Origin of the sequence: Streptomyces griseiscabiei (genome assembly GCF_020010925.1) — a bacterium.
GTDB classification, from domain to species: domain Bacteria; phylum Actinomycetota; class Actinomycetes; order Streptomycetales; family Streptomycetaceae; genus Streptomyces; species Streptomyces griseiscabiei.
Genome location: NZ_JAGJBZ010000002.1, coordinates 1,860,069 through 1,885,757 on the forward strand (window position 1 = coordinate 1,860,069; position 25,689 = coordinate 1,885,757).

At 72.6% G+C, this 25,689-nt stretch carries 27 protein-coding genes; 20 read left to right on the plus strand and 7 right to left on the minus strand.

Annotated elements, in window-relative coordinates; all coding sequences use genetic code 11:
* Positions 1-31: 31 nt before the first annotated feature.
* The 13 genes from J8M51_RS25495 (at position 32) to J8M51_RS25555 (ending at position 9,688) form a co-directional block, all read left to right on the plus strand.
* On the plus strand, positions 32-1,501 hold the full coding sequence (locus tag J8M51_RS25495; RefSeq protein ID WP_086753888.1) for an NAD(P)/FAD-dependent oxidoreductase: 1,470 nt from the start codon (positions 32-34) through the stop codon (positions 1,499-1,501).
* Entirely contained in the window at positions 1,498-3,345 is a 1,848-nt protein-coding gene (locus J8M51_RS25500; protein WP_086753890.1) for a transketolase, read from the plus strand. Before J8M51_RS25495 ends, J8M51_RS25500 begins: the two co-directional genes overlap by 4 nt.
* Positions 3,346-3,374: 29 nt before the next feature.
* Positions 3,375-4,355 carry a non-homologous end-joining DNA ligase gene (ligD, locus tag J8M51_RS25505; RefSeq protein ID WP_086753892.1) on the plus strand — a complete coding sequence of 327 codons (981 nt, stop codon included), beginning with the start codon at positions 3,375-3,377 and terminating at the stop codon, positions 4,353-4,355.
* A gap of 52 nt (positions 4,356-4,407) precedes the next feature.
* Positions 4,408-4,773, plus strand: coding sequence for a gas vesicle protein GvpO (locus J8M51_RS25510; RefSeq protein ID WP_086753896.1), 366 nt, complete (start codon positions 4,408-4,410; stop codon positions 4,771-4,773).
* A gap of 73 nt (positions 4,774-4,846) precedes the next feature.
* A complete protein-coding gene (locus J8M51_RS25515) occupies positions 4,847-5,272 on the plus strand; it encodes a gas vesicle structural protein GvpA (protein WP_086753894.1) in 426 nt (141 codons plus the stop codon).
* Positions 5,269-6,018 carry a GvpL/GvpF family gas vesicle protein gene (locus J8M51_RS25520; RefSeq protein WP_216589954.1) on the plus strand — a complete coding sequence of 250 codons (750 nt, stop codon included), beginning with the start codon at positions 5,269-5,271 and terminating at the stop codon, positions 6,016-6,018. Before J8M51_RS25515 ends, J8M51_RS25520 begins: the two co-directional genes overlap by 4 nt.
* 38 nt (positions 6,019-6,056) lie before the next feature.
* Entirely contained in the window at positions 6,057-6,320 is a 264-nt protein-coding gene (locus J8M51_RS25525) for a gas vesicle protein GvpG (protein ID WP_086751771.1), read from the plus strand.
* Complete coding sequence (locus J8M51_RS25530; RefSeq protein WP_086751769.1) at positions 6,317-6,889, plus strand: DNA primase; 573 nt, start codon at positions 6,317-6,319, stop codon at positions 6,887-6,889. Before J8M51_RS25525 ends, J8M51_RS25530 begins: the two co-directional genes overlap by 4 nt.
* Positions 6,882-8,081 (plus strand): SRPBCC family protein, encoded by a 1,200-nt coding sequence (locus J8M51_RS25535; protein ID WP_086751766.1) that lies wholly within the window; start codon positions 6,882-6,884, stop codon positions 8,079-8,081. The genes J8M51_RS25530 and J8M51_RS25535 overlap by 8 nt, the downstream gene beginning before the upstream one ends.
* Positions 8,078-8,443, plus strand: a complete 366-nt coding sequence (locus J8M51_RS25540; protein ID WP_086751763.1) for a gas vesicle protein — start codon at positions 8,078-8,080, stop codon at positions 8,441-8,443. The genes J8M51_RS25535 and J8M51_RS25540 overlap by 4 nt, the downstream gene beginning before the upstream one ends.
* A complete protein-coding gene (locus J8M51_RS25545; RefSeq protein ID WP_086751761.1) occupies positions 8,440-9,225 on the plus strand; it encodes a GvpL/GvpF family gas vesicle protein in 786 nt (261 codons plus the stop codon). The genes J8M51_RS25540 and J8M51_RS25545 overlap by 4 nt, the downstream gene beginning before the upstream one ends.
* Positions 9,222-9,410, plus strand: coding sequence for a gas vesicle protein (locus J8M51_RS25550; protein ID WP_086751760.1), 189 nt, complete (start codon positions 9,222-9,224; stop codon positions 9,408-9,410). Before J8M51_RS25545 ends, J8M51_RS25550 begins: the two co-directional genes overlap by 4 nt.
* Positions 9,407-9,688, plus strand: coding sequence for a gas vesicle protein K (locus J8M51_RS25555; protein WP_086751759.1), 282 nt, complete (start codon positions 9,407-9,409; stop codon positions 9,686-9,688). Before J8M51_RS25550 ends, J8M51_RS25555 begins: the two co-directional genes overlap by 4 nt.
* A gap of 51 nt (positions 9,689-9,739) precedes the next feature.
* Here the strand turns inward: J8M51_RS25555 and J8M51_RS25560 are convergent, their stop codons facing one another.
* Both J8M51_RS25560 and J8M51_RS25565 read right to left on the minus strand, forming a co-directional pair.
* A complete protein-coding gene (locus J8M51_RS25560) occupies positions 9,740-10,561 on the minus strand; it encodes a class I SAM-dependent methyltransferase (RefSeq protein WP_086751758.1) in 822 nt (273 codons plus the stop codon).
* A gap of 158 nt (positions 10,562-10,719) precedes the next feature.
* Positions 10,720-12,213, minus strand: coding sequence for a bifunctional phosphatase PAP2/diacylglycerol kinase family protein (locus J8M51_RS25565; RefSeq protein ID WP_216589950.1), 1,494 nt, complete (start codon positions 12,211-12,213; stop codon positions 10,720-10,722).
* Positions 12,214-12,529: 316 nt separating this feature from the next.
* Between J8M51_RS25565 and J8M51_RS25570 the strand changes: the two genes are divergently transcribed.
* From J8M51_RS25570 to J8M51_RS25580, 3 genes are all read left to right on the plus strand, one after another.
* Complete coding sequence (locus tag J8M51_RS25570) at positions 12,530-14,149, plus strand: ABC-F family ATP-binding cassette domain-containing protein (protein ID WP_086754279.1); 1,620 nt, start codon at positions 12,530-12,532, stop codon at positions 14,147-14,149.
* A gap of 88 nt (positions 14,150-14,237) precedes the next feature.
* Positions 14,238-14,465, plus strand: coding sequence for a DUF6158 family protein (locus tag J8M51_RS25575; protein WP_086754278.1), 228 nt, complete (start codon positions 14,238-14,240; stop codon positions 14,463-14,465).
* Between the two features lie 35 nt (positions 14,466-14,500).
* The gene (locus tag J8M51_RS25580; RefSeq protein ID WP_398856855.1) at positions 14,501-15,070 is read left to right on the plus strand and encodes a TIGR03086 family metal-binding protein; all 570 of its coding nucleotides are present in this window, start codon (positions 14,501-14,503) and stop codon (positions 15,068-15,070) included.
* A 40-nt stretch (positions 15,071-15,110) separates the two neighbouring features.
* On the opposite strand, the gene J8M51_RS25585 is transcribed toward J8M51_RS25580, so the two are convergent.
* The 4 genes from J8M51_RS25585 to J8M51_RS25600 all read right to left on the minus strand — a co-directional run bounded on the left by J8M51_RS25585 (position 15,111) and on the right by J8M51_RS25600 (position 20,342).
* The gene (locus tag J8M51_RS25585) at positions 15,111-17,225 is read right to left on the minus strand and encodes a catalase (RefSeq protein ID WP_086754274.1); all 2,115 of its coding nucleotides are present in this window, start codon (positions 17,223-17,225) and stop codon (positions 15,111-15,113) included.
* Positions 17,222-17,800 carry a type 1 glutamine amidotransferase domain-containing protein gene (locus J8M51_RS25590; protein WP_086754272.1) on the minus strand — a complete coding sequence of 193 codons (579 nt, stop codon included), beginning with the start codon at positions 17,798-17,800 and terminating at the stop codon, positions 17,222-17,224. Before J8M51_RS25590 ends, J8M51_RS25585 begins: the two co-directional genes overlap by 4 nt.
* A gap of 180 nt (positions 17,801-17,980) precedes the next feature.
* Complete coding sequence (locus tag J8M51_RS25595) at positions 17,981-18,388, minus strand: DUF2795 domain-containing protein (protein ID WP_086754270.1); 408 nt, start codon at positions 18,386-18,388, stop codon at positions 17,981-17,983.
* 115 nt (positions 18,389-18,503) lie between these two features.
* Positions 18,504-20,342: a thiamine pyrophosphate-requiring protein gene (locus J8M51_RS25600; RefSeq protein ID WP_086754268.1), complete on the minus strand. Its 1,839-nt coding sequence runs from the start codon at positions 20,340-20,342 to the stop codon at positions 18,504-18,506.
* A gap of 241 nt (positions 20,343-20,583) precedes the next feature.
* Between J8M51_RS25600 and J8M51_RS25605 the strand changes: the two genes are divergently transcribed.
* Positions 20,584-21,372 carry an RNA polymerase sigma factor SigF gene (locus J8M51_RS25605; RefSeq protein WP_086754266.1) on the plus strand — a complete coding sequence of 263 codons (789 nt, stop codon included), beginning with the start codon at positions 20,584-20,586 and terminating at the stop codon, positions 21,370-21,372.
* A 115-nt stretch (positions 21,373-21,487) separates the two neighbouring features.
* Here the strand turns inward: J8M51_RS25605 and J8M51_RS25610 are convergent, their stop codons facing one another.
* Entirely contained in the window at positions 21,488-22,597 is a 1,110-nt protein-coding gene (locus J8M51_RS25610) for a PAS domain-containing protein (RefSeq protein WP_267299499.1), read from the minus strand.
* Between the two features lie 113 nt (positions 22,598-22,710).
* On the opposite strand from J8M51_RS25610, the gene J8M51_RS25615 reads away from it, so the two are divergent.
* The 3 genes from J8M51_RS25615 (at position 22,711) to J8M51_RS25625 (ending at position 25,653) form a co-directional block, all read left to right on the plus strand.
* Complete coding sequence (locus J8M51_RS25615) at positions 22,711-23,427, plus strand: ANTAR domain-containing response regulator (RefSeq protein WP_086764029.1); 717 nt, start codon at positions 22,711-22,713, stop codon at positions 23,425-23,427.
* A gap of 198 nt (positions 23,428-23,625) precedes the next feature.
* A complete protein-coding gene (locus J8M51_RS25620) occupies positions 23,626-24,333 on the plus strand; it encodes a hypothetical protein (protein WP_086763368.1) in 708 nt (235 codons plus the stop codon).
* Positions 24,334-24,435: 102 nt separating this feature from the next.
* Positions 24,436-25,653 carry an aminotransferase class I/II-fold pyridoxal phosphate-dependent enzyme gene (locus tag J8M51_RS25625; protein WP_267299500.1) on the plus strand — a complete coding sequence of 406 codons (1,218 nt, stop codon included), beginning with the start codon at positions 24,436-24,438 and terminating at the stop codon, positions 25,651-25,653.
* The last annotated feature ends 36 nt before the right edge of the window (positions 25,654-25,689 follow it).

Consider the following 25,689-nt stretch of genomic DNA (forward strand, 5'->3'; position numbering starts at 1 on the left):
ACCGTATGCGCGACCCCGCCGGAGGCGAACCGTGAGTCGACCCCGCATCGTGATCGTCGGTGCCGGCTTCGCCGGCTACCGGACGGCCCGCACCCTCGCGCGGCTGACCCGGGGCAAGGCCGACATCACCCTGCTCAACCCGACCGACTACTTCCTGTATCTGCCCCTGCTGCCCCAGGTCGCCGCCGGCATCCTGGAGCCGCGCCGGGTCACCGTCTCCCTCACCGGCACCCTGCGGCAGGTGCGGCTGGTGCTCGGCGAGGCCGACGACATCGACCTCGACGCGCGGACCGTGCGCTACACCGACCCCGAGGGCGGGGTCGGCACCCTGACCTACGACCGGCTGGTGCTCGCCGCCGGGAGCGTCAACAAACTGCTGCCCATTCCGGGGGTCGCCGAGCACGCCCACGGCTTCCGGGGGCTGCCGGAGGCGCTGTACCTCAGGGACCACGTGACCCGGCAGGTGGAGCTGGCCGCCGGCGCCGAGGACGCCAAGAGCTGCGACGCCCGCTGCACCTTCGTGGTGGTCGGCGCCGGGTACACCGGCACCGAGGTCGCCGCGCAGGGCCAGATGCTCACCGACGCGCTGGTACGCAAACAGCCGCTGCGGGACGGCGTACGGCCGCGCTGGCTGCTGCTCGACCTCGCGGAGCGGGTCCTGCCCGAGATGGACGAGAAGCTGTCGCGGACCGCCGACAAGGTGCTGCGGCAGCGCGGCGTCGACGTACGGACGGGGACCTCCGTGAAGGAGGCGACACCGGACGGAGTGCTGCTGAGCGACGGGGAGTTCGTCGACACCCGCACGCTGGTGTGGTGCGTGGGCGTACGGCCCGATCCGCTCGCCGAGTCGCTGGGGCTGCCGATGGAACGCGGCCGGCTGCTCGTCGAGCCCACGCTGCAGGTGCCGGGCCGGCCCGAGGTGTTCGCCTGCGGGGACGCGGCGGCCGTACCCGATCTGACCAAGCCGGGGAAGTACACCCCGATGACCGCGCAGCACGCCTGGCGGCAGGGCAAGGTGGCCGCGTACAACGTCGCCGCCTCCCTCGGCCGCGGCGAGCCCCGGCCCTACCGGCACAGCGACCTCGGTTTCGTCGTGGACCTCGGCGGGGTCAAGGCCGCCGCCAACCCCCTCGGCGTACCGCTGTCCGGCCTCGCCGCCGGTGCCGTCACCCGCGGCTACCATCTCGCCGCCATGCCCGGCAACCGCGTCCGGGTCGCCGCCGACTGGCTCCTGGACGCCGTACTGCCGCGCCAGGGAGTCCAGTTGGGCCTGGTCCGGTCCTGGGCCGTTCCCCTGGACACGGCCTCCCCCGAACTGACCAAGCGACCGGGCAGGACGAAGCCGGCGGAGGCCGCGAAGAAGGAGCCGGCGGGGACCGTGAAGAAGGAGACGACGGAGACCGCGAAAAGGACGAAGCCGGGCAGCGCGAAGCCGGGCAGGACGAAGCCGGCGAAGGCCACCCCCCAGAAGCCCGCCAAGGGTTCGGAAGGAGCGTCATGAACAGCCGTCAACTCACCGAGCTGGCACAGCAGTTGAGGGTGGACAGTGTGCGGGCGTCGGACGCCGCGGGCTCGGGGCACCCGACGTCGTCCATGTCGGCCGCCGAGCTGATGGCGGTCCTGCTCGCGGGGCATCTGCGCTATGACTTCGAACGTCCCCAGCACCCCGGCAACGACCGCTTCGTCCTGTCCAAGGGCCATGCCTCGCCCCTGCTGTACTCGGCGTACAAGGCGGCCGGCGCGATCAGCGAGAGCGAGCTGATGACGTTCCGGAAGCTGGGCAGCCGACTCGAAGGGCACCCCACGCCCCGCAGGCTGCCCTGGGTGGAGACGGCCACCGGCTCGCTCGGCCAGGGCCTGCCCGTCGGCGTCGGCATCGCGCTGGCCGGGAAGCGGCTGGACCGCACCGGCTACCGGGTGTGGGTGCTGTGCGGGGACAGCGAACTCGCCGAGGGCTCGGTGTGGGAGGCCGCCGAGCACGCCGCGTACGAGCATCTGGACAATCTGACGGCGATCGTCGACGTCAACCGGCTCGGGCAGCGCGGCCCCACCCGGCACGGCCACGACCTGGACGCCTACGCCCGCCGCTTCGCCGCCTTCGGCTGGCACATCGTCGAGATCGACGGCCATGACGTGGACGCCGTCGACCGCGCGTACGGCGAGGCCGCGTCCACCAAGGGCCAGCCCACCGTGATCCTCGCCCGCACCCTCAAGGGCAAGGGCGTCGAGGCGGTCCAGGACCGCGAGGGGCTGCACGGCAAGCCGCTCAAGGACGCCGACGAGGCGATCGCGGAACTCGGCGGCGTACGCGACCTCCGTGTCGAGGTCCCCGAGCCGCCCGCCGCCCGGATGCTGCACGCCGTACGCACCGGGCATCTGGAGCTGCCGCGCTACGAGACCGGTGACGAGGTCGCCACCCGGAACGCCTTCGGGCAGGCCCTCACCGCGCTCGGCACCGCGCGCGGCGACGTCGTCGCCCTGGACGGCGAGGTCGGCGACTCCACCCGCGCCGAGTTCTTCGCCAAGGAACACCCCGAGCGGTACTTCGAGTGCTACATCGCCGAACAGCAGCTGGTGGCCGCCGCCGTGGGGCTCGCGGCGCGCGGCTGGGTGCCGTACGCCTCCACGTTCGCGGCGTTCCTCACCCGCGCCCACGATTTCATCCGCATGGCGTCGGTCAGCGGGGCCGGGATCAACCTCGTCGGCTCGCACGCCGGCTGCGCCATCGGCCAGGACGGGCCCTCCCAGATGGGCCTGGAGGACCTGGCGATGATGCGTTCGGTGCACGGCTCGACCGTGCTGTACCCGTGCGACGCCAACCAGACCGCCAAGCTCGTCGGCGCGATGGCCGGCCTAGAAGGCGTCCGCTATCTGCGCACGTCCCGAGGCGAGTCCCCCGTCCTCTACAGCCCGACCGAGGAGTTCCCGGTCGGCGGCAGCAAGGTGCTGCGCGCCTCCGACACCGACCGGCTGACCGTCGTCGCGGCCGGGGTCACCGTGCCCGAGGCGCTCAAGGCCGCCGAGGCGCTGGACGCCGAGGGCATCCAGGTCCGGGTGATCGACCTCTACTCGGTCAAGCCCGTCGACCGCCGCACGCTGCGCGAGGCCGCCGAACGGACCGGCTGCGTTCTCACCGTCGAGGACCACCACGAGGAGGGCGGCCTCGGCGACGCGGTCCTCGACGCCTTCCTCGACGGCCGCCCGGTGCCCCGCCTGGTCCGCCTCGCCGTCCGTACGATGCCGGGCTCGGCCTCCCCCGAGGAGCAGCTGCGCGAGGCGGGCATCGACGCGGAGGCGATCGCGGTTGCCGGACGGCTGCTGGTGGAGCACGCGATCGCACCCTGAACGGCCCACGCGCGGAAGGGAGTCCGGACATGGGGAACGCGACCCGGGCACTGCGGGTCGGCCGCCGCACGGTCGAGATCCACCGCCCGGACAAGGTGCTGTTCCCCGCGGACGCGCACGGGGACAGGGACGGGGACGGGGACGGCGGCGGAGGCCGTGGCGGTGGGGGAGACGGCGGCAAGGAGTACACCAAGGGTGATCTCGTCGCCTACTACCGTGCCGTCGCCCCCTTCATGCTGCCCCAGCTGCGCGGACGCCCGCTGATGCTGGAGCGGCACCCCGACGGGCTCGACGGGCCCATGTTCATGCAGAAGAACACCCCCGGGCACTATCCGGAGTGGATCGAACGCGTGGAGGTGCGCAAGGAGGGCGGCACGGTCCTCCACCCGGTCTGCGCGAACACCGCCACCCTCGTGTACCTCGCCGACCAGGCCTGTGTCACCCAGCACCGCTGGCTCTCCCGGACCGGCGCCGTCGACCGACCCGACCGGCTGGTCATCGACCTCGACCCGGCGGTGGACGACTTCGAACGGGTCCGGGAAGCGGCCCGGGACGTACGGGAGCTGCTCGGCGAGCTGAGGCTGCCGTCCGTCCCGATGACCATCGGGTCCAGGGGCGTCCACGTCGTCGTACCGCTCGACGGGCACGAGGACTTCGACGCGGTGCGCGCCTTCGCCGGGGAGATCGCCGACGCACTCGTCCGCGCCCGCCCCGAGCGGCTCACCACCGAGCCCCGCAAGAAGGACCGGGGCGACCGGCTCTACCTCGACATCCAGCGCAACGCCTACGCCCAGACCGCCGTCGCGCCCTGGTCCGTGCGCGCCCGCCCCGGTGCGCCCGTCGCCGCGCCGCTGACCTGGGAACAGCTCGACGACCCGGCCGTGGACGCCCGCCGCTGGACCCTGGCGGACGCCGTCGAACAGGCCCGTACCGACCCCTGGGGAGGGGCGCTGGGCAGGGGCCGCGCGCTGGGCCCGGCACGGCGGCGGCTCGCGGCGCTGCGCGGCTGACCCGAAAAGGTTTGGCCAACGGACGTGGGGCCACTCGGTGTTCGAGGTGGCCATGTCGAACACATCCAACACATCCCGTACACCCAAGACACAGAACGCACGCACATCACAGAATCAGGACGAAACGGAAGCGGCGCGGAAGGCGACGGACGACCGGCCCAGCCCCGTGCAGGTTCTGCGCCACGCGCGGGACCAGCTGGAGGAGCTGACCGGCATGGCGCCCGAGTCCGTGTCGTCGTTCGAACAGACCGAGGGCGGCTGGACGTTGGAGGTCGAGGTCCTGGAGATCGCCAGGGTCCCCGACACGATGAGCCTGCTCGCCAGCTACCGGGTGGAACTCGACGCCGAGGGCGGACTGACCGGCTATCGGCGCGTGCGCCGCTACGAGCGCGGCAGGGCGGACCCGCACCGCCGTTAGGCCGTCGCCCCGGTTCGGCATCCCCGGTCAAGACCCGACAACCACAACCGACAACCAAGGAGGACCGGCCGGCATGACCGTAGTACCTGCACAGCAGTCCGGCGGCGGAGGCGGCAGCAGCGGCCTGTACGACGTCCTGGAGCTCATTCTCGACAGGGGGCTCGTCATCGACGCGTTCGTACGGGTCTCCCTGGTCGGCATCGAGATCCTGAAGATCGACGTCCGCGTCGTGGTGGCGAGCGTCGACACCTATCTGCGCTTCGCCGAGGCGTGCAACCGGCTCGACCTGGAGGCCGGGCCGCGCAAGAGCCCCGGTCTGCCGGACCTCGTCGGTGAGATCACCGAGTCCGGCGCGCGCGGCAAGTCCAAGGGGGCGCTGTCCGGCGCCGCCGAGACGATCTCCGATGCCTTCAAGCAGGCCCGCGAGGAGGAGCAGACCGAGTCGCGGCCCCGCGCCCGTAGGACCACGAGCTCGCGCAAGAGGGAGGAACAGGAGTGAGCACGTACGTCTACGGCATCACCGCCGGCTCCCACCCCGCCCTCCCCGAGGGCATGGGCGGGGTGGGCGACCCCGCGCGCCCGGTGCGGATCCTCCGGGAGGGCGAACTGGCGGCCCTCGTCAGTGAGGCTCCCGAGGGGCTGCGCCCCAAGCGCAAGGATCTGCTCGCCCACCAGAACGTCCTGAGCGAGGTGGGTGCGCGCGGCCCGCTGCTGCCCATGCGGTTCGGCAGCGTCGCCCCCGACGACGCCTCGGTCACCGGTGTGCTCGCCGAACGCGCGGAGCACTACCGGGAGCGGCTCGGCGCCCTCGACGGCAAGGTCGAGTACAACGTCAAGGCCGGCCATGACGAAGAGGCCGTACTGCATCGGGTGATGGGGGAGAACCCCGAGCTGCGCGCCATGACCGAGGCCAACCGGCAGGCGGGCGGCGGCACGTACGAGGACCGGCTGCGGCTCGGCGAGATGGTCGTCGCCGCGGTGCAGGCCCGTGAGGCCGACGACGCGACGGAGCTGCGGCGGGTCCTGGAGCCGGCCGCCGACGCGGTCAGCGCGGGCCCCGACTCCACCGGCTGGCTGGCCAATCTGTCGTTCCTCGTGGACCGGGAGTCGGCCGCGGTGTTCCTCGACGCCGTGGAGGAGGTCCGCAAGAGCCATCCGCACGTCGAGGTGCGGGTGAACGGGCCGCTGCCGCCGTACAGCTTCGTCGAACCGGGGCCCGCGCAGCCCGCGGAGACACCCCACTGACGACACCGACGACGCGCGCGGGCCGAGGAGGAGAGCACATGGGACTGATCACCGAGGTACTGCTGCTGCCGTTCGCACCGGTCCGCGGCAGCCTCTGGACGGTGAGGCAGGTGCTCACCGAGGCCGAGCGCCAGTACTACGACCCGGCGGCCGTCCGCGCCGAACTCGCCCGCCTCGAGCAGCGGCTCGAAGCGGGCGCGATCGATGAGGAGGAGTTCGACCGCCTGGAGGACGAGCTTCTCGACCGGCTGGAGATCAGCGCGCGGAGGAGCACAGGAACCGGCAACGGGACGACACAATGAATCGAATCGCACTGGGCCTCGCCGTAGGGGCCGGATACGTCCTCGGGCGTACCAAGAAGATGAAACTGGCGTTCGCCGTCGGCACCATGGTGGCCGGCAAGCGGATGCACCTCAGCCCACGGGCGCTCGCGGAGCTGGTGTCCCGGCAACTGCAGAACAACCCGCAGTTCAAGGAGATCGGTGACCAGCTCCGCGGGGACCTGCGCGGTGTCGGCAAGGCGGCCACCGGGGCGCTGGTCGAGCGGCAGATCGAAGGGCTCGCCGGGCGGCTGCACGGCCGCACCTCCCAGGTGCGCGACCAGCTCGACGGGGTGACGCCGGATCTGCCGGGGCGTGGCGAGGAGGACCGGGAGGAATCGGCCCCCGGCGACGAGCCGGAGCGCCCGCGCGAACCGGCTACGAAGAAGCCGGCCGCGAAGAAGACGGCCGCGAAGAAGACCGCGGCCAAGAAGCCGGTGCCCAAGAAGCCGGCCGCCAAGAAGACCGCCCCCGGCAGGGCCCCGGCCAAGAAGGCGGCGCGCACGACCGCGAGGTCGCGGACGACGAAGGGAGGCGGCGGCGATGACTGAGACCCTCGGCGCGGCGACCGGCCGCGCGACCGGCGGAGCGACGGACCGGGCGAAGGACGCGGCCACGAGCAACCCGCTCACCGACCTGGCCCACAGCGAGGCCGTCGAGCATCTCAAGGCCGAGGCCCGGGAGTATGTGGCCGCCCAGGCCCAGCGGCTCCTGGTCGGCGCCGGCCGCAAACTCGGCGAGACGACCGGCAAGCTCAACGACATCGCCGAGGGCAACAGCCCCGGCTTCGCCAAGCTCGCCCTCGACGGCGGCCGCAAGCTCGCCGAGGGCAAGGGGCCGCTGCGCACCGCCCTGGAGGTGGGCGCGGGCCGGGCCAAGGACAACGTGCTCGGCGCGCTGAAGAACCTCGGCGGCGGCAAGGGCAAGCGCAAGGGCGGCTCCGGCAACAAGCCCACGGTGATCATCGAGTCCGTCGACGTCGGGGTGCCGGTGCGCACCGCCTACGACCAGTGGACCCAGTTCCAGAGCTTCAGCACCTTCGCCAAGGGGGTGAAGAGCGCCGGCCAGGCCGACGACACCCACTCGGACTGGCAGATGAAGGTCTTCTGGTCCAACCGCAGCTGGAAGGCGCACACCACCGAACAGGTGCCCGACCAGCGGATCACCTGGACGTCCGAGGGCGCCAAGGGCACCTCGAAGGGCGCCGTCACCTTCCACGCCCTCGCGGACGACCTCACCCGGGTGCTGCTCGTCATCGAGTACTACCCGAAGGGCCTCTTCGAGAAGACCGGCAACCTCTGGCGCGCCCAGGGCCGCCGGGCCCGGCTGGACCTCAAGAACTTCGTCCGCTTCATCACCCTCAGGGGCGAGGCCGAGGACGGCTGGCGCGGCGAGATCCGCGACGGCGAGGTCGTCGTCACCCACGAGGACGCCCTCGCGGAGGAGGAGCGGGAGGACGAGGCCCCGGAGGACGAGGCCCCGGAGGACGACGAGGCCGAGGGCGAGTACGACGACGAGGCGGAAGAGGCGGAAGAGGCGGAAGAGGCGGAAGAGGAGGAGGCGGCGGAAGGGTACGCCGACGAGGACGAGGATGGCGAGCCGGACGACGCGGAAGAGGTCCCGGAGGACGAGTACGAGGACGTTCCCGAGGCCGAGGACGACGCAGGAGAGGACATGGACGAGGAACCGTACGACTATGAGGACGAGGAAAGGGCGGCAGGCGTGGGCGGGAGCCGACGATGACCTTCCCGAGCCGAGTCCCCGAGCCGTACGGGCAGAACGGGAGTGCCAATCTGGCCGACATTCTGGAACGGGTGCTCGACAAGGGTCTGGTGATCGCGGGCGACATCCGCATCAACCTGCTCGACATCGAACTGCTCACCATCAAACTGCGCCTGATCGTCGCCTCGGTCGACAAGGCCAAGGAGATGGGGATCGACTGGTGGGAGACCGACCCGGCGTTGTCCTCCCACGCCCGCCGCGACGAACTCTCCCGTGAGAACGCCGAGTTGCGCGCCCGGCTCGCGGAGCTGGACGACGGCGGGTCCCGGCGCGAGCCGGAGCCGGCCATCGAGCGTGGCCGCGCCAGAGAGGAGCCCTCATGACCGGACTGCGTTACGTCTACGCCGTCTGCCGCCCCTTCGACGCGGCGCTCCAGTCCCAGCTGACCGGGGTGGCCGGCGCGCCGCCCCGGCAGCTGCGCCACCACGACCTGATCGCCGTGGTCAGCGAGGTGCCGGAGCGCGACTTCGCCGAGGAGCCGCTGCGCGCCCATCTGGAGGACCTGGACTGGCTGACCGAGACCGCCCGCGCCCACCAGAGCGTGATCGACGCCCTCACCGTCGTCACCACGCCCCTGCCGCTCCGGCTCGCCACCGTGTTCCGCGACGACAGCGGCGTACGGGTGATGCTGGAGGCCCGTGAGGAGGGCTTCCGGCGGACCCTGGAGCGGCTGGCGGGCCGGGTGGAGTGGGGAGTCAAGGTGTACGCCGAGCCCGAGGAGTCCGCGGAGCGGGAGCCGGCCCGGGCGCCCGCGAAGGTCTCCAGCGGGCGGGACTATCTGCGGCAGCGGCGGCGGAGCCACCGGGCCAACGAGGAGATGTGGGAGAACGCCGACCGGTTCGCGCGCGCTCTGCACGACACCCTCGCGGCGGCCGCCGAGGAGACCCGGCTGCACGCCCCGCAGAACTCCGCGCTCTCCGGTGCTCCCGGCCGCAATGTGCTGAACGCGGCCTATCTGGTGCCGCGCGCCCATTCCGAGGAGTTCGTGGAGCTGGTGGACCGCACGAAGGGTGAGGAACCGGGACTGCGGGTGGAACTCACCGGCCCGTGGGCGGCCTACTCGTTCAGTGGGGAGACCGGGGAGACCGGGGAGGACGGCTCGTGACCGTGATCGAACGCCGTGAGGTGGCCCTCGTCGACCTCCTCGACCGGCTGCTCGCCGGCGGGGTCGTCATCACCGGCGACCTCACGCTGCGCATCGCGGACGTCGACCTCGTCCGTATCGACCTGAACGCGCTGATCAGCTCCGTGAACGCACAGGTCCCCTCACCCTGGGGAGGCAGCGAGTGACCGGCCGCAACCGTCTCGAACTGGAGCCCGACACGGTGGAAAAGGACCTGGTCAAGCTGGTCCTCACCGTCGTCGAGCTGCTCCGTCAGCTGATGGAACGGCAGGCGGTGCGCCGTTTCGACACCGGGGAACTCTCGGAGGACCAGGAGGAGCGCATCGGGCTCACCCTGATGCTGCTGGACGACCGGATGACCGAGTTGCGCGAGCGCTACGGACTGCGGCCCGAGGACCTGAACCTGGACCTCGGGCCGCTGGGACCGTTGCTGCCGCGGGACTGACCGAAGAGGAGCGCAGGGAGACGGCAGGAGAGAGCAGGAGGGGCGGGGCTGTCAGGCCGCCTTGCGGCAGAGGATCTCTCCGTGCAGGACGGCGAACCAGCCGTCCTCCCGGCGCCCCCACTCCCGCCAGGCCGCCTCGATCGCCCGCAGCCGCTCGACCGTGGCGTGACCGCCCTCCGTCGCCCGTTCGGCGTACGCGGAGGCGACCGTCCGGTCCGCCCACAGTCCGCTCCACCAGGCCCGCTCGTCGGCCGTGGCGTACGTCCAGGTGGCGGAGGTCGCCGTGATGTCGGTGAGCCCCGCGCGCAGGGCCCAGGACTTCAGCCGGCGCCCCGCGTCGGGCTCACCGCCGTTGGCGCGGGCCACCCGGCGGTACAGGTCCAGCCAGTCGTCCATGCCCTCGGACTCGGGGAACCAGGTCATCGCCGCGTAGTCGGAGTCCCGGACGGCGATGATCCCGCCCGGCCTCGTCACACGGAGCATCTCGCGCAGCGCCTGCACCGGGTCGCCGACGTGCTGGAGCACCTGGTGCGCGTGGACCACGCTGAAGGTGTCGTCCGGGTGGTCCAGCGCGTGGACGTCCGCGACGGCGAAGTCCACGTTCTCCAGGCCGCGTTCGGCCGCCGTGGTGCGGGCCTGCTCCAGGATGCCGGGCGCGTGGTCGACACCGGTGACGTGTCCCTCCGGGACCAGGGCGGCCAGGTCGGCGGTGATCGTGCCCGGACCGCAGCCGATGTCCAGGATCTTCATCTGGGGTTCGAGTGAACCGAGCAGGTAGGCCGCCGAGTTGGCGGCTGTCCGCCAGGTGTGCGAGCGCAGCACCGACTCATGGTGTCCGTGCGTGTAGACGGCGGTCTCCCGTGCCTTCGACATGGCCGTTCCCCTTCCACGAGGACCACGCGGACCGTGAGGTCCGCGTGCGTTCGTCCTCGAACCGTACGCGGCCCGGCCGAATAATGAGACCGCCGTCTTGAATGGTGGACCTCCGTGGGCTGTGTCGGTGTCTGTCGGTGTCGGTGTCGGCGAGTGGGTCAGTGGAAGGGCACGGGCCGGTAGACCGTCAGCGCCTCCGGGATCTTCCGGAGCGTCAGATCGCCCTGCGCCTCGGTGACTTCACCGTCGTACGCGAGCAGCGTGCCCGGCGCGATCCCGTCCACCCGGAGCCGTCGTACGCGGACCGCCGCGTGGGCCGGGGTGCGGGTCAGCGGGCCGGCGACGGCCGCGGCCAGCAGCCGCAGGGCCGGGCGGCGGCCGCCGTGCACGACACGGACGTCCAGCAGCCCGTCGGCCAGGTCGTAGCGCCGGACCGGGGCGAGGCCCAGCCGGTGGTAGGTGCCGTTGCCCGCGAAGAGCAGCCAGATCGGGCGCGGCCGGCCCTCGAAGGTGGCCTGCAGCGGATGCCGGTCGGAGCGCAGGACCCGCAGCGCCGCGACCACGCCCGCCGGCCAGCCGCCGACCAGCCGCTCCCAGCGCTCGCGCTCCCGCACCAGCTCGGGGTAGACGCCCAGGCTGAACGTGTTGATGAAGTGGCCCTCGGTGTCGCCGGTCGTGAAGTGCCCGAGGTCCACCCGGACGGCCTCGCCCTGGCGCACGGCACGGGCCAGGTCGCGGACGTCCTCCACCCCGAGGTCGTACGCGAAGTGGTTGAGGGTGCCGCCGGGGAGGACCGCGAGGGGGAGGCCGTGGCGCAGGGCGACCTCGGCGGCGGCGTTCACCGTGCCGTCGCCGCCGCACACGCCGAGCACCCGGGCGTGGGTGGCCGCCTTCTCCAACTCGGCCCGTACGTCGTCCGGTTCGCACTCCACGGTCTCGGCGCCGGGCAGCACGTTCTGCAGCGCGCGCACCCGGTCCGACGTCCCCGAGGCCCGGTTGGCGATCACCACCAGGCCGTCCCCCTCCGGCAGCGCGGGCGCGTCCACGTACGGGCGTCCGGGCGGGGGGAGCTGGTCGCGGGTCGGCACGATGCCCCGTACGGCGTACGCGGCACCCACGCCCAGGGCGGCGCCCACCAGGACGTCGCTCGGGAAGTGCACGCCCGTGTACACGCGGGACAGGGCGACGGCGGTGGCCAGCGGGGCGACCGCCGCCCCCCAGCCGCGTGACTCCAGGGCGACACCGGCCGCGAAGGCGGCGGCGGAGGCGGAGTGGCCCGAGGGGAACGACGTGGTGATCGGCTGGCGCTTCAGCTGCCGGGTCAGGGGCACGTTGTCCAGGATCGGGCGGGGGCGGCGGATCGAGCGCTTGCCGAGGGTGTTGATCGTGGCCGAGGCGAGGGCGAGCGAGGCGACGCCCCGGACGGCCGCCCTGCGGGCCCTGGGACTCCTGGTCGCCGCGATCGCCGCCGCCGTGGCGAACCAGAGGACGCCGTGGTTCGCGGCGCGGCTCAGCTTGGGGAGCAGGGGGTGCGCGCCGGGCCAGTCGCGGGTCGCCACCGCGTTGAACAGCCGGCTGTCCGCGGCGAGGAAACGGTCCCTGAGGATGTGGTGGCCCGGGGGGCGGACGGTGAGGTCGACGTCTGGGGTCATGAGACCACGGGTACCCCATGCGGGCCGAACCGTGTCGGGCGGGGTGGGGTTGGGTGCGGGTGGGTGGGGGTGTGTGGTCGGGTGCGGGTCCGGTGGGGCTTCTCGCGCAGTTCCCCGCGCCCCTGAAAAGCAGGGGCTGCGCCCCGTGCTTTTCGTCCCGAAAGGGCCGCAGGCCTCTTTCAGGGGCGCGGGGAACTGCGCGACCAGCCCCCACCGGACCCGCACCCGACCACACTGCCTCCGCCCCACAGCCGCACCACGGTCGCCCGGGAAATGGATTTGCCCGGGTGGTGGAGCAACTCGGAGAATGCGCGGCATGGGACATCTCGAAGCCGCTCATCTGGAGTACTACCTGCCGGACGGGAGGGCACTGCTCGGGGATGTGTCCTTCCGGGTCGGAGAAGGAGCGGTCGTCGCGCTGGTCGGGCCCAACGGGGCCGGGAAGACGACGTTGCTGCGGCTGATCTCGGGGGAGCTGAAGCCGCACGGCGGGTCGGTGACCGTCAGCGGCGGGCTCGGGGTGATGCGGCAGTTCGTGGGGTCCGTGCGGGACGAGACGACCGTGCGGGACCTGCTGGTGTCCGTGGCCCAGCCGAGGATCAGGGACGCCGCGAAGGCCGTCGACGCCGCCGAGCACGGGATCATGACCGTGGACGACGAGGCGGCCCAGCTGACCTACGCGCAGGCCCTCTCCGACTGGGCCGAGGTGCGCGGCTACGAGGCCGAGACCCTGTGGGACATCTGCACCATGGCCGCGCTCGGCGTGCCGTACGAGAAGGCGCAGTGGCGGCAGGTGCGGACGCTCTCCGGCGGTGAGCAGAAGCGGCTCGTGCTGGAGGCGCTGCTGCGGGGCACCGAGCAGGTGCTCCTCCTCGACGAGCCCGACAACTACCTCGACGTGCCCGGCAAGCGGTGGCTGGAGGAGCGGCTGAAGGAGACCCGCAAGACCGTGCTCTTCGTCTCCCACGACCGGGAACTGCTCTCCCGCGCCGCCGAGAAGATCGTCAGCGTGGAGCCGGGCCCGGCGGGCGCGGACGCCTGGGTGCACGGCGGCGGGTTCGCCACCTACCACGAGGCGCGGACGCAGCGCTTCGAGCGCTTCGAGGAACTGCGCCGGCGCTGGGACGAGAAGCACGAGCAGCTGAAGAAGCTCGTCCTGAACCTCCGGCAGGCGGCCGAGAACAGCCCCGCGCTGGCCTCCCGCTACTCGGCCGCCCAGACCCGGCTGCGCAAGTTCGAGGAGGCCGGGCCGCCGCCCGAGCCGCCGCGCGAGCAGGACATCACCATGCGGCTCAAGGGCGGCCGTACCGGCGTCAGGGCCGTCACCTGCAAGGCCCTTGAGCTGACCGGCCTGATGAAACCCTTCGACCTGGAGGTCTTCTACGGCGAACGGGTCGCCGTCCTCGGCTCCAACGGCTCGGGCAAGTCCCACTTCCTGCGGCTGCTCGCCGGAGACCACGTTGCCCACACGGGCGAGTGGAAGCTCGGCGCCAGGGTCCTGCCGGGGCACTTCGCGCAGACGCACGCCCACCCGGAGCTGGAGGGGCGCCCGCTGCTCGACATCCTGTGGAAGGAGCACGCGCAGGACCGGGGAGCCGCCATGTCCCGGCTGCGCCGCTACGAGCTGACCAAGCAGGCCGAGCAGCCGTTCGACCGGCTCTCCGGGGGCCAGCAGGCCCGCTTCCAGATCCTGCTGCTGGAGTTGCAGGGCGTGACCGCCCTGCTCCTCGACGAGCCCACCGACAACCTCGACCTGGAGTCGGCGGAGGCCCTTCAGGAGGGGCTGGAGGCCTTCGAGGGGACGGTCCTCGCTGTCACCCACGACCGCTGGTTCGCTCGCTCGTTCGATCGCTATCTGGTCTTCGGCTCCGACGGCCGGGTACGGGAGACCCCGGAGCCGGTCTGGGACGAGCGCCGTGTGGAGCGCGCCCGCTAGCCGGCCGCCGCCCCCGGGTCCTCACAGGGGCCCGGGGCCCCGGATGTTCGTACAGTGGAGGGAGGACCACGACGATCGGGGTACCACCATGACCGGAGTGCACCCGGACCAGCTGGACGATCAGCAGTTGATGAAGGAGCTGGAGTCGATCCACCGCACACGGCACGACACCCTGCTGCACGGATCGACGGAGGCGCTGCGCACCCACAACGAGCGGATGGCGCTGCTGGAGGGCGAGTATCTGCGCCGCCATCCGCGCCGGCCGGTCGTCCCGGGCCGCACCCGGGACGGCGCCCGGGAGCGAGGGCCGGCATGACATCAGGTGGGACACCGCGGTCACGGCAGTCACGGGTGAGCACGCTGCTCACCCGGCACGCCGAGGCCCAGGACCTCTTCGGCGCGCGGGTCCACGCCGTCCGCGACGACCGGTGGGACGCCGGTACCCCGTGCGCCGAGTGGTCGGTGCGTGACCTCGTCAACCATCTCGTGTCCGAGCAGTTGTGGGTGCCGTCGCTGGTACGGGACGGCTGCATGATCGAGGAGGTCGGCGACACGTTCGAGGGGGATCTGCTGGGGCCGGACCCCGCGGCCTCCTGGGACACCGCCGCGCACTCCGCGCGCGAGGCGTTCGGGGCGCCCGGGGCGCTCGACCGGACGGTTCATCTGTCGTACGGGGACACTCCGGCGACGGCGTACTGCGCGCAGATGGTCGCCGATCTCGTGGTGCACGCGTGGGATCTCTCGCGGGCGATCGGGTACGAGGAGCGGTTGCCGGAGGAACTGGTGTCGTTCGCGGCGGAGGAGATCGCGCCGTACGCGGGGGAGCTGGAGAAGAGCGGGTTGTTCGGGGCGGCGGTGGAGCCGCCGGTGGGGGCCGACGCCCAGACCCGGTTGTTGTGCCTGCTGGGGCGGAGGCCCTAGAGCCGGTTCGAGCTCGGGGCCCCAGCCCTTCTTGTCGCCGTCAGCAGTGTGTCGGTGGGCGGTCCCAGTGGCGGTGGGCGGCTGTCGCCGCGACGAACTCCCTGGTGAAGTCCTCGCTCGCGGTGCCCTGGGCCGTGTCCGTGACCACACCCCGGTCGGCGACCACGTGGTGGAACTCGGAGGAGAGACGGACCCCCTCGGGCCGCAGCGCGGCGAGGATGCCGACGCCGGAGCCGAGGGCGCCGATCGGCTTGCCGTGACGGTAGGCGTCGCGGACGAAGCGCATGGCGTCGGGGTCGGTGGCCGGGGACGGCGTGGCGACGGGACCGCCGGGGAGCAGGACCGCGTCGTACAGCACGGAAGCGACCGTCGGCAGGGCCCGGTCCACGGTGTACTCCGCGCCGTCCGCCCCGCGTACCGTGCCGTCCCGCGCCGCCAGCGCCTCGACGATCGCGCCCTCGGCCGCCAGGGCCTCCCGCACGCTCGTCACCTGCTCGGCGTCCACCCCGTCGGCCACCAGCACGGCGATCTGCCGGGTACGGATCGAACCGGGGCCGCGCTGCGACTCCAGGCTGAGGGCGGGGGAGGTGAGCTTGTACGCCACCGGCTCGGCGTCCGACGGGACGGGCACCCCGATGCCCTTCGCCACCTCGGCCGCCAACTCCGGGTCCACCTTGGCCAGTTCACCGACCGTACGGGCGCGGACGGTGAGCGCGCCGACCTTGCCGAGTTCGAAGCGGAAGGCGGCCACGATGTGCTCCCGCTCCCACGGGGCCATGCTGTTCCAGAACATGGCGGGCTGGCTGTGGTGGTCCTTGAAACTCTCGCTGCGGCGGCGGATCTTGGCGCCGTCGACGCGCTCGGCGAGATGGGTGTAGGCGTGCGGGTCGACGCCCGCGTGGGCCGGGCAGCCGCCGCCGAGGGAGTTCGGGGAGTAGTTCGTGCCGCCGTGGATCGCCGACTGGTGAGAGCCGTCGCGCTGGTTGGTGCGCACCGGGGCGACCGGGCGGTTCACCGGCAGCTGACTGAAGTTGGGGCCGCCCAGGCGGATCAACTGGGTGTCCAGATAGGAGAAGTTGCGGGCCTGGAGCAGCGGATCGTTGGTGAAGTCGATGCCGGGGACGACGTTCGCGGTGTGGAAGGCGACCTGTTCCGTCTCGGCGAAGAAGTTCTCCGGGTTGCGGTCCAGCACCATGCGGCCGATCGGCCGTACCGGCACCTGCTCCTCGGGGATGACCTTGGTGGCGTCGAGCAGATCGAAGTCGAAGGCGAACTCGTCCTCCTCCGGCACCAGTTGGACGCCCAGCTCCCATTCCGGGTACTCGCCGGCCTCGATCGCGTCCCACAGGTCCCGGCGGTTGAAGTCCGGGTCCCGGCCCTGGCACTCCTGCGCCTCGTCCCACACCAGCGAGTGTGTGCCCAGCTTCGGTTTCCAGTGGAACTTCACGAACGTGCCCCGCCCGTCGGCGGTCACGAACCGGAAGGTGTGCACCCCGAAGCCCTGCATCATGCGGTAGCTGCGCGGGATCGCCCGGTCCGACATCAGCCACATGATCGCGTGCAGGGTCTCCGGCTGCAGCGACACGAAGTCCCAGAGCGTGTCGTGCGCGGATGCGCCGGTCGGGATGTCGTTGTGCGGCTCCGGCTTCACCGCGTGCACGAAGTCGGGGAACTTGATGCCGTCCTGGATGAAGAAGACCGGGAAGTTGTTCCCGACCAGATCGTAATTGCCGTCCGACGTATAGAACTTGGTGGCGAAGCCGCGTACGTCCCGCACGGTGTCCGCCGAGCCGCGCGGCCCCTGCACGGTGGAGAACCGCACGAAGACCGGGGTGCGGACCGAGGGGTCCTGGAGGAACGCGGCACGGGTGAACTCCGCGCAGGATTCGTACGGTTCGAAGTACCCGTACGCGCCCGCGCCCCGAGCGTGGACCACACGCTCCGGGATCCGCTCATGGTCGAAATGGGTGAGTTTCTCCCGGAAGTGGAAGTCCTCCATCAGCGTCGGCCCGCGCTCACCGGCGGCCAGGGAGTCGTCGGTGTGGTCGACGGCCACGCCCTGGTCGGTGGTGAGGGGGCCCGAGACCGGGTCGGCCGGGTGGGCGGCCTCGCGCTGCTCCCGCTTGCGGTCCATGGGGTCGAAGGGGGCGCTCATCGGGCGGCCTCCCGCTCCTGGGCCGACCCGGTGGACCCGGCGGACTCGGCGAACACCTGGAGGAACGCCTCGCAGAACGCCTTGAGGTCGTCCGGCTTACGGCTGGTGACCAGCTTGCCCGGGCCGTGGTCACAGATCCGGACCTGTTCGTCGACCCAGGTGCCGCCCGCGTTGCCGATGTCGGTGCGCAGGCTCGGCCACGAGGTCAGGACCCGGCCGCGGACCACGTCCGCCTCGACCAGCGTCCACGGCGCGTGACAGATCGCGGCGACCGGACGGCCCCGTTCGGCGAACTCCCGGACGAACGACACGGCCCGCTCGTCCATGCGCAGGAGGTCCGGGTTGGCCACCCCGCCGGGCAGGACCAGCGCGTCGAACGACCCGGCCGGTGCCTCGCCCACCACGGCGTCCACGGGGAACGTGTCCGCCTTGTCGAGATGGTGGAAGGCCTGGATCCGGCCGGCCTCCGTCGACACCAGCACGGGTTGGTGGCCGGCGTTCTCCGCCGCCTGCCAGGGCTCGGTCAGCTCGATCTGTTCGACACCCTCGGGTGCGGTCAGGAATGCGATACGCATCGGTGCTCAGTCCCTTCGTCGCTCATGTCAGGTGTCCGGTGCCGCCCGGCCGCCGTGGGCGAGTGCCGAGTCCGGGTCCGGGGTGCGGACGGCCGGGACCCGCATCGGCTGCGGCGCCCCGACCGCGGGGGCACGCCCACGACGGCGTGACCCTGCCCGCAGTACCCGGGAGCCGGAGGCCTATGTGTCGCCGTCGCCGTCGCCGTCGCCGTCGCCGTCTCCGACGACCGCCTCCGCGAGCTGGTGGACCGAGTCGTAGCGGGCCTCGCGCGGCAGCCGCTCCAGGGGCTCCACCAGCGCGTCCGGGGCGTGCCGCCCCCGCAGGACCCGGATCAGTTCGGCCGGGCCCGCCGGGAACGACGTACGGCCCAGGACGCGGGCCAGCTCCAGCCGCAGGGCCTCCACCCGGGCGGGGTCCCGGCTCGGTGTCACCGGCCCGTACGCGACCTCCGGGTCGTCCTCGGCGTACGGCTCCGGGTCGTGCCACTCCTCCGTCCGGGTGGGATGCCCGGAACGGAGCAGGCCTTGCAGTTCGTGCTTCATCTCGTCGTCGCGGTGGGCGCTCAGCCGGTCGCTGCCTCGCTGCATGACTCCCCTCCAGATGGGTTTTCGTGGCCCCCGCGTACCCGAACACCCGACGCCGACACAGGCACCTGGCGACGGGAACGCACCCACGCGGCCCGCCCGCCTGCTTCCCGCCCGCCTACTTCCCGCCCCTGCCCTTCTCACCGCCGTTCTTCTCACGGCCGTGCTTCTCGCGGTTGCCCGGCAGGAACTCCTGCAGCTTCGCCTTCAGCCCCTGTTTGACCATCGAGCCCCGGTCGGCGTCGCCCTTGAGGATCGAGGCGGCCGTGGCCTCCATCTGCTCCCAGGTGGCGTGCGGCGGGATCGGCGGCACGGCAGGGTCGGTGAGGAACTCCACGACCGCCGGACCGTCCGCGGCGAGGGCCGCCCGCCAGCCCGCCTCGACGTCCTCCGGCTTCTCCACCCGGATGCCGGTCAGCCCCAGGGAACGGGCGAACGCGGCGTACTGGACGTCCGGCAGCTCCTGCGAGGGCAGGAAGGACGGCTCGCCGCCCATCGCCCGCAGCTCCCAGGTCACCTGGTTCAGGTCGTGGTTGTTCCAGACGGCCACGACCAGCCGCGGATCCTCCCAGCGGTCTCGGTACTTGGCCGCCGTGATCAGCTCCGCCATGCCGTTCATCTGCATCGCCCCGTCCCCGACCAGGGCGATCGCCGGACGGTCCGGATGCGCGAACTTCGCGCCGATCGCGTACGGCACCCCGCAGCCCATCGTCGCCAGCGTGCCCGACAGCGAGCCGCGCATGGTGCCCCGCACGGTGAGGTGCCGGGCGTACCAGTTCGCCGCCGAACCGGAGTCCGAGGAGATGATCGCGTCGTCCGGCACCAGCGAGTCCAGGACGTGCGCCACGTACTCCGGATTGATCGGGTCGGCCGACAGCTCCGCCCGGCGCGCGGTCACCTCGCGCCAGCGCGCCACGCCCGCGCACACCTCGTCGAACCACTCACGGCCCCGGTCCGGTCCGATCAGCGGGATCAGCCGCTCCAGCGTCGCCTTCGCGTCCCCGATCAGATTCACCTCGTACGGGTAGCGCATCCCGACCATGTGCGGATCGATGTCGATCTGCACGGCCCGCGCCTTGCCGAAGTCCGGCAGGAACTGCGAGTACGGGAAGGACGAGCCGATGGTCAGCAGCGTGTCGCAGTCGCGCATCAGCTCGTACGAGGGGCGGGTGCCCAGCAGCCCGATCGAGCCGGTGACGTACGGCAGTTCGTCGCTCAGCGCGTCCTTGCCGAGGAGGGCCTTGGCGACGCCCGCGCCCAGCAGTTCGGCGATGCGGGCCACCTCGGTGCGGGCCCCGGCGGCGCCCTGCCCGACGAGGATCGCGACCTTGTCCCCGGCGTTCAGGATCTCGGCCGCCCGCTCGACCGACTCGGCGGAGGGGACCGTGGTCCAGTCGCCGTGGTCCAGACTGGAGGGCACCATCTTGAACTCGTGGGTCGGCGCCGAGTACTCCAGCTCCTGTACGTCGCCGGGGACGATCACGGCCGTCGGCGCCCGGCGGGCGTACGCGGTGCGGATCGCCCGGTCGAGGACGTTCGGCAGCTGCTCGGGCACGGTCACCGTCTCGACGAAGTCCGAGGCCACGTCCTTGAAGAGCGTATGCAGGTCGACCTCCTGCTGATACGAGCCCCCCATCGCGCTGCGGTGCGTCTGGCCCACGATCGCGAGCACCGGCACATGGTCCAGCTTGGCGTCGTACAGGCCGTTGAGCAGATGGATCGCGCCGGGGCCCGAGGTCGCCGCGCACACGCCGAGCCGGCCGGAGAACTTCGCGTAGCCGACCGCCTGGAACGCGGACATCTCCTCGTGCCGCGACTGGATGAACCGCGGCCGGTCCTCGGCCCGGCCCCAGGCCGCGAGCAGCCCGTTGATGCCGTCCCCCGGATACCCGAATACCTGTTCGACTTCCCAGTCGCGGAGCCTCCGCAAGATGTGGTCGGCGACGGTGGTGCCCATACTGGACCTCCCGGGGTGTGGTCTCCCGAGCGAGTCACCCGCGGGCGGAACGAGAAACCCCGAATGTGTTTGCCGTGCATGATCCGGGGCAGGCGCATCAACAGTGCTTCGGACAGGAGGCACGTCCGTGGAAGTGGCGATTTCCAGATCTCCGTCACGGGTGTGTCCATTCCTGTTCACGCCCGCGCCCCCACGGTGACCGTCCATCCCAGAGGCACCATCCAGGGAGTTGCGACGCATCATGCGTACCCAGGCGAAGCACCATCCGCACGACGACGCCCCCGACACCGCCGAAGCCTTCCGCAGGCTGGCCGAGCTCCCCCCGGGCCAGCAGCGGGACACCCTGCGTGACCAGATCATCGAGGCGTGGCTCCCCATGGCCGAACGGCTCGCGGGCCGGTTCCGCAACCGCGGCGAGAGCTACGACGACCTCCGCCAGGTGGCCTCCCTCGGCCTCGTCAAGGCGGTCGACCGCTACGACCCCGAGCTGGGCAACGCCTTCGAGAGCTATGCCGTCCCCACCGTCACCGGTGAGATCAAGCGGCACTTCCGGGATCACATGTGGACCCTGCACGTGCCCCGCCGGGTCCAGGACCTGCGCAATCGTGTGCGGTTCGCCAGTCAGGACCTGTCCCAGACGATCTCGGGGCGACGGCCGACCGTCGCGGAGATCGCGAAGCACGCGAACATGAGCGAGGAGGACGTCCAGGTCGGGCTGGAGGCCCTGGAGAGCTTCACGGCGCTGTCGCTGGACGCGGAGCTGCCGGGGAGCGAGGACGGGTACTCGCTGAGCGACGCGCTGGGGTCCGCGGACCCGGCGCTCGACACGGTCGTGGACCGGGAGGCGGTCAAGCCCCGGCTGGCCGCGCTGCCGGAGCGGGAGCGGGCGATCCTGTACATGCGGTTCTTCGGGGACATGACACAGAGCCGGATCGCGGAGCAGCTGGGGATCTCGCAGATGCATGTGTCGCGGTTGATCAGCCGGTGCTGTGACCGGCTGCGGGACCAGGTGATGAAGGACGCGGTGTAGCTCCGCCGGTTCTGGGGGGCGCCGTGGAGGTGTCGGGTTCGTTGTCGGGTACGGGTTCGGTGGGGCTTCTCGCGCAGTTCCCCGCGCCCCTACGGGGCCCGGGGCCCCGCGCCCCTCAGCGGGGCCGGGGGCCCATGGCCAGGCCGATGTGGCGGGACATCGTGTCCATGGCCCGGGCCTCGGCCATCGAGAAGGCCGGGCGGGGGCCCGAGCGGAAGAGGGTCAGGACGGCCTCGACGGTGCCGGCCGGGGAGGGGAGGGCGACGGTCAGCAGGGAGGTGACGTCCGCTCTGACGAGGACCGGGGCGCCGGTCCGGTCGTGGCCGAAGGCGGCGGGGTCGGGCGGGCGGACCTGGAGGGTGGGGGAACCGGTACGGGCGGTGTCCGTGACGAGGGGGCAGGTGGCGGGATCCTGGGGCATCAGGAGCTTCGCCTCGCCCTCCGAGGGCGCCAGGACCGTGGTCCGGGTGAGGCCGGGGCCCGCCGTGTCGGCGATGACCCAGTCGGCGAAACGGCCGTGCAGGACATGGGCCGCCCGGTCGAGGGCCGCGCCGGCGGGGGCGGTGAGCAGCGCCGTCGTCATGGCGTCGACGAGGTCCATCAGGGCCGCGTGCCCGGTGGTCTCGGTGAGGTCGGGCAGCGGGCGCGGGGGCTCGACGGCGGGCATACGGTGCCCCGCGGGCTGTAGGGCGACCAGCACGGTGGCGCGCGGCTCGTCACCGGGACGCAGCGCGGTCAGCGTGGCCCGTACCGGGAGCGAGGGGCGCTGCTGGAGGTGGACGGTGAGGCTGCGGTCGCCCTCGCCGCGGGCCACGGCCGCCGCCTGGGAACGGAACGCGCCCCGGTCGAAATGAGCGAGGAACCCGCTCAGCGGACGGCCCGTCGCAGAGCCGGACCGTACGCCGGTCAAGGCGGTCGCCGCCTGGTTGAGGCGCCGCACCACGGTCTCCCGGTCCACCAGCAGCACGGGCAGCGGCAGGCTCTGGAAGACGGCCTTCAGCACCTGGTGTTCCTGCGCGGCGACCGGGGCGCCGCCGGCCGGGCCCGACGTGGTCAGCCGCTCGTACCCGGGCCACAACCGGTCGGCGACATGGTCGAGTTCGAAGATCGCCGCGTCCAGGACCGTCGGCAGGTCGTCGGCCGGTACCGAGCGGGCCGCCTTCAACTCCGCGACCCGGCGCACGAAATCCGCGAGTTCCTCACCGAATTCGTCCGTCTGCGTCATGCGACGAACGTAATGCCTGGGAGGTGTGGACGGGGCCACGGCGGGAGCGAAAGCCGGAGACTCGTTTTCCACGCAGGTGAGCGGGAAGGCGACTGGGAGAGGAGGCGTGCTTCATGCCGGAAAGCGAGCAACTCGGCCGCGTGGGACGGGAGTCGGCGGAATCCGCGCATCCGGGCAGAAGGCTCTCCGAACTCGTCGAACAGGCCGCCCGCTGCACCAGCGACTGCTGCGGCGCCAGCGGCATGGTGACCGACAGCGGCACCGAGCGGCCCGCCGCCGTCACCCACCCCGACCTCGCCGGACTCGTCGCGGTCCAACTGCGCTCGGGCGACGGACCGATCCCGTCCGCGCTGGAACGCGGTGAGCCGGTCGACTCCGCCGATCTGCTGCGGGAGGAACGCTGGCCTGCGTACCGGGCCATGGCTCTCGACGCGGGCGTACGGTCCAGTGTCACGCTGCCCTTCCGGCGGGCCGGCCTCACCGTGACCCTCAGCCTCTACAGCTTCCGCCCCCACACCCTGGAGGACGCCCCGCACGGCCCCGCGCGCGCCCTCGGGGACCTCGCCGCGACCTGTATCGTCCGCGACCGCTCCTACCGGGCCGCGCTCACCGAACTCGACCAGCTCGGCGCCGCCCTGCGCACCCGCCCGGTCGTCGACCAGGCCTGCGGCATGGTCATGCATGTCCTCGGCTGCGACGCGGAGACCGCGTTCACCGTCCTGCGCCGCATCTCCCAGGGCACCAACCGCAAACTGTCGGACGTCGCGTCGGCGGTGGTGGAGAAGAGGGGCAGGGGCCTGGAGAGGGAACTGGTCTCGCTCTCCAGCTGAGCGCTCCGGCCCGTTCCGGCGGCGCTCCGCTGTCCGTTCAGGGGCGCGCGGGCGCGCGGGGCGAGGTCACCCGGTCGGCCCTCCGCGTCCCGCAAATGGTGCCCGGCCGCGCGCGCCCCGCCGCCCCCGGCGCTCTGATGGACGCGGGGCACGACGGTCGTGCCCCACCCGCCGGAGCCGCCCGAAGGAGCCCCGCCCATGCCCCCGCCCCCGCGTCCGTCCGTGCGCCGCAGAGCCCCTGTCCTGCCCGCGGCCCTGTCCGCCGCCGCCCTGATCGGCACCGTCCTGGGCACCGCCGCGCCCGCGTACGCGGACCCCGCGGCCGAGGTCACCCCGTACTCCGTCGCGCCGGGCGGCACCCTCACGTTCTCCGTCTCCTGCGACCCGACCGGCGGCCCCGCCCCCGAGACGATCGACGCCAGCTCACAGGCCTTCGAACAGGGCACCGTCACCCTGCAGCGCCTCCCCGGCGACGGAGACTCCGCGGCCGGCCCCTCCTACCAGGGCACCGCCAAGATCGCGCCCGCCGCGGACTTCGAGACCGGCGCCGCGGCGGCGGACTCCGCCACCGAGTGGGGCGTGGACGGCGTCTGCCCCGCGGCCCCCGGCGTGGAGGGCAGACAGTGGAGCGCCGCCTTCGGCGTGGCCGTCGGCGGCGACGACCCGTACCGCTCCACCCACCAGCCGACCCACCAGCCGACGCATCAACCGCCCCATCAGCCGACGCACGAACCCACCGACCATTCCACGCATCCCCCCGCCCCGGTCCAGCGCGGGGTCCACGCGGGCGGCGGCGGGGCCTTCACCGACTCCGTCCCGGCCATGGTCGCCGGCGGCCTCCTCGTCGCGGGCGCGCTCGGCGCGGCCGTCCACCGACTGCGCCGCCGGGACCGGGGGACGCTGTGACCGGCACGACCCGCACCGGGACCCATGGGGCGCGTGAGGCTGGGTACTGACAGGCCGAAGGCGCGTAGGACGGTGTGCGCACACGACAGCGTGGAGGCGGAGATGGCGCGGACGGATCCGGAAGGGCACGGTCCGGTCCGTTACGGCCCGCCCCTCCCCGCCCAGGGACTGCCCGTCCTGCCCGAACTCGCCGCGGTGCTCTCCGCCGCCGCGGGCCGGCCCCACCCCGTACCGCCCGGTGGCGACCCCGCCCTCCTGGACGCCGCCTGCGGCTACTGGGACCGGCGCGGACTGGCCACCACACGGGACAGGGCCGTCGCCGCCCCCGGTGCCCCCGCCCTGCTCCTCGCACTGACCGCCGCGATCGGCGGCGACGTGTTGCTGCCCCGGCCGTGCGCCGCCTGGTGGGAGCCGCAGGCGCGGGCGCTCGGACGATCCGTGTTCCATGTCGCCACGCCCGCCGAGTGCGGGGGAGTGCCGGACCCGTACGCGCTGCTGGAGACCGTCCGCAGGATCCGGGCCGAGGGCGGCGACCCCCGGCTGCTCGTGCTGTGCGTCGCCGACGACCCGACCGCCACCGTCGCCCCGCCCGAACTGGTCCGCGAGGCCATGGAGGCGGCCCTCGGGGAGGGGCTCCACCTGGTCAGCGACGAGACCTGGCGCGACACCGTGCACGACCCGCACGCCACCGTGCTGCTCAGCCCGGCCGAGATGCTGCCCGACCGGGTCACCGTCGTCACCGACCTGGCCGGTGCCTTCCTGCCGACGGGCTGGCCCGCCGCCGTGGCCCGCTTCCCGGCCGGCGAGGACGGCACAGGTCTGCGCGACCGCGTCCTCGACGTGCTCACCGCGCTGGGCGCCCGGGTCGCCACCCCGGTCGCCGCGGCCGCCGCGTACGCCCTCGACGAGCCCGCCCCCGTCACCGAACGCCTCGCCGCCGCCGTACGCCTGCACGCGCGCCTCGCCGACGCCGCGCACCGGGCCGTGGTGGCCGCCGGGGCGCTCGCCCTGCCACCGGGCGCCGGACGGCATCTGTACGCCGACCTCGCCCCGCTGCGCCCGTCCCTCGTCGCGCACGGGGTCGCCGACGCGCAGGAGGCCGAGGACTTCCTCACCGGCCTGCTGGGGATGCCCGCGCCCGGCGGCCACCGGTTCGGGGACGACCTCGGGGCGTTGCGCGTCCGGCTGTCCACGGCGGCGTTCCTCGGCACCACCGACGCGGAGCGCGCGCAGGTCCTCGACGCGCGGAACCCGCTGGAACTCCCGCACGTGGAAAGCGCGTTGACCGCCTTCGGAGCGGCTTTCCAGGGCCTTCGATGATCCTTCGTGACGACGCTCGGCGACGGGAGCCTCCTC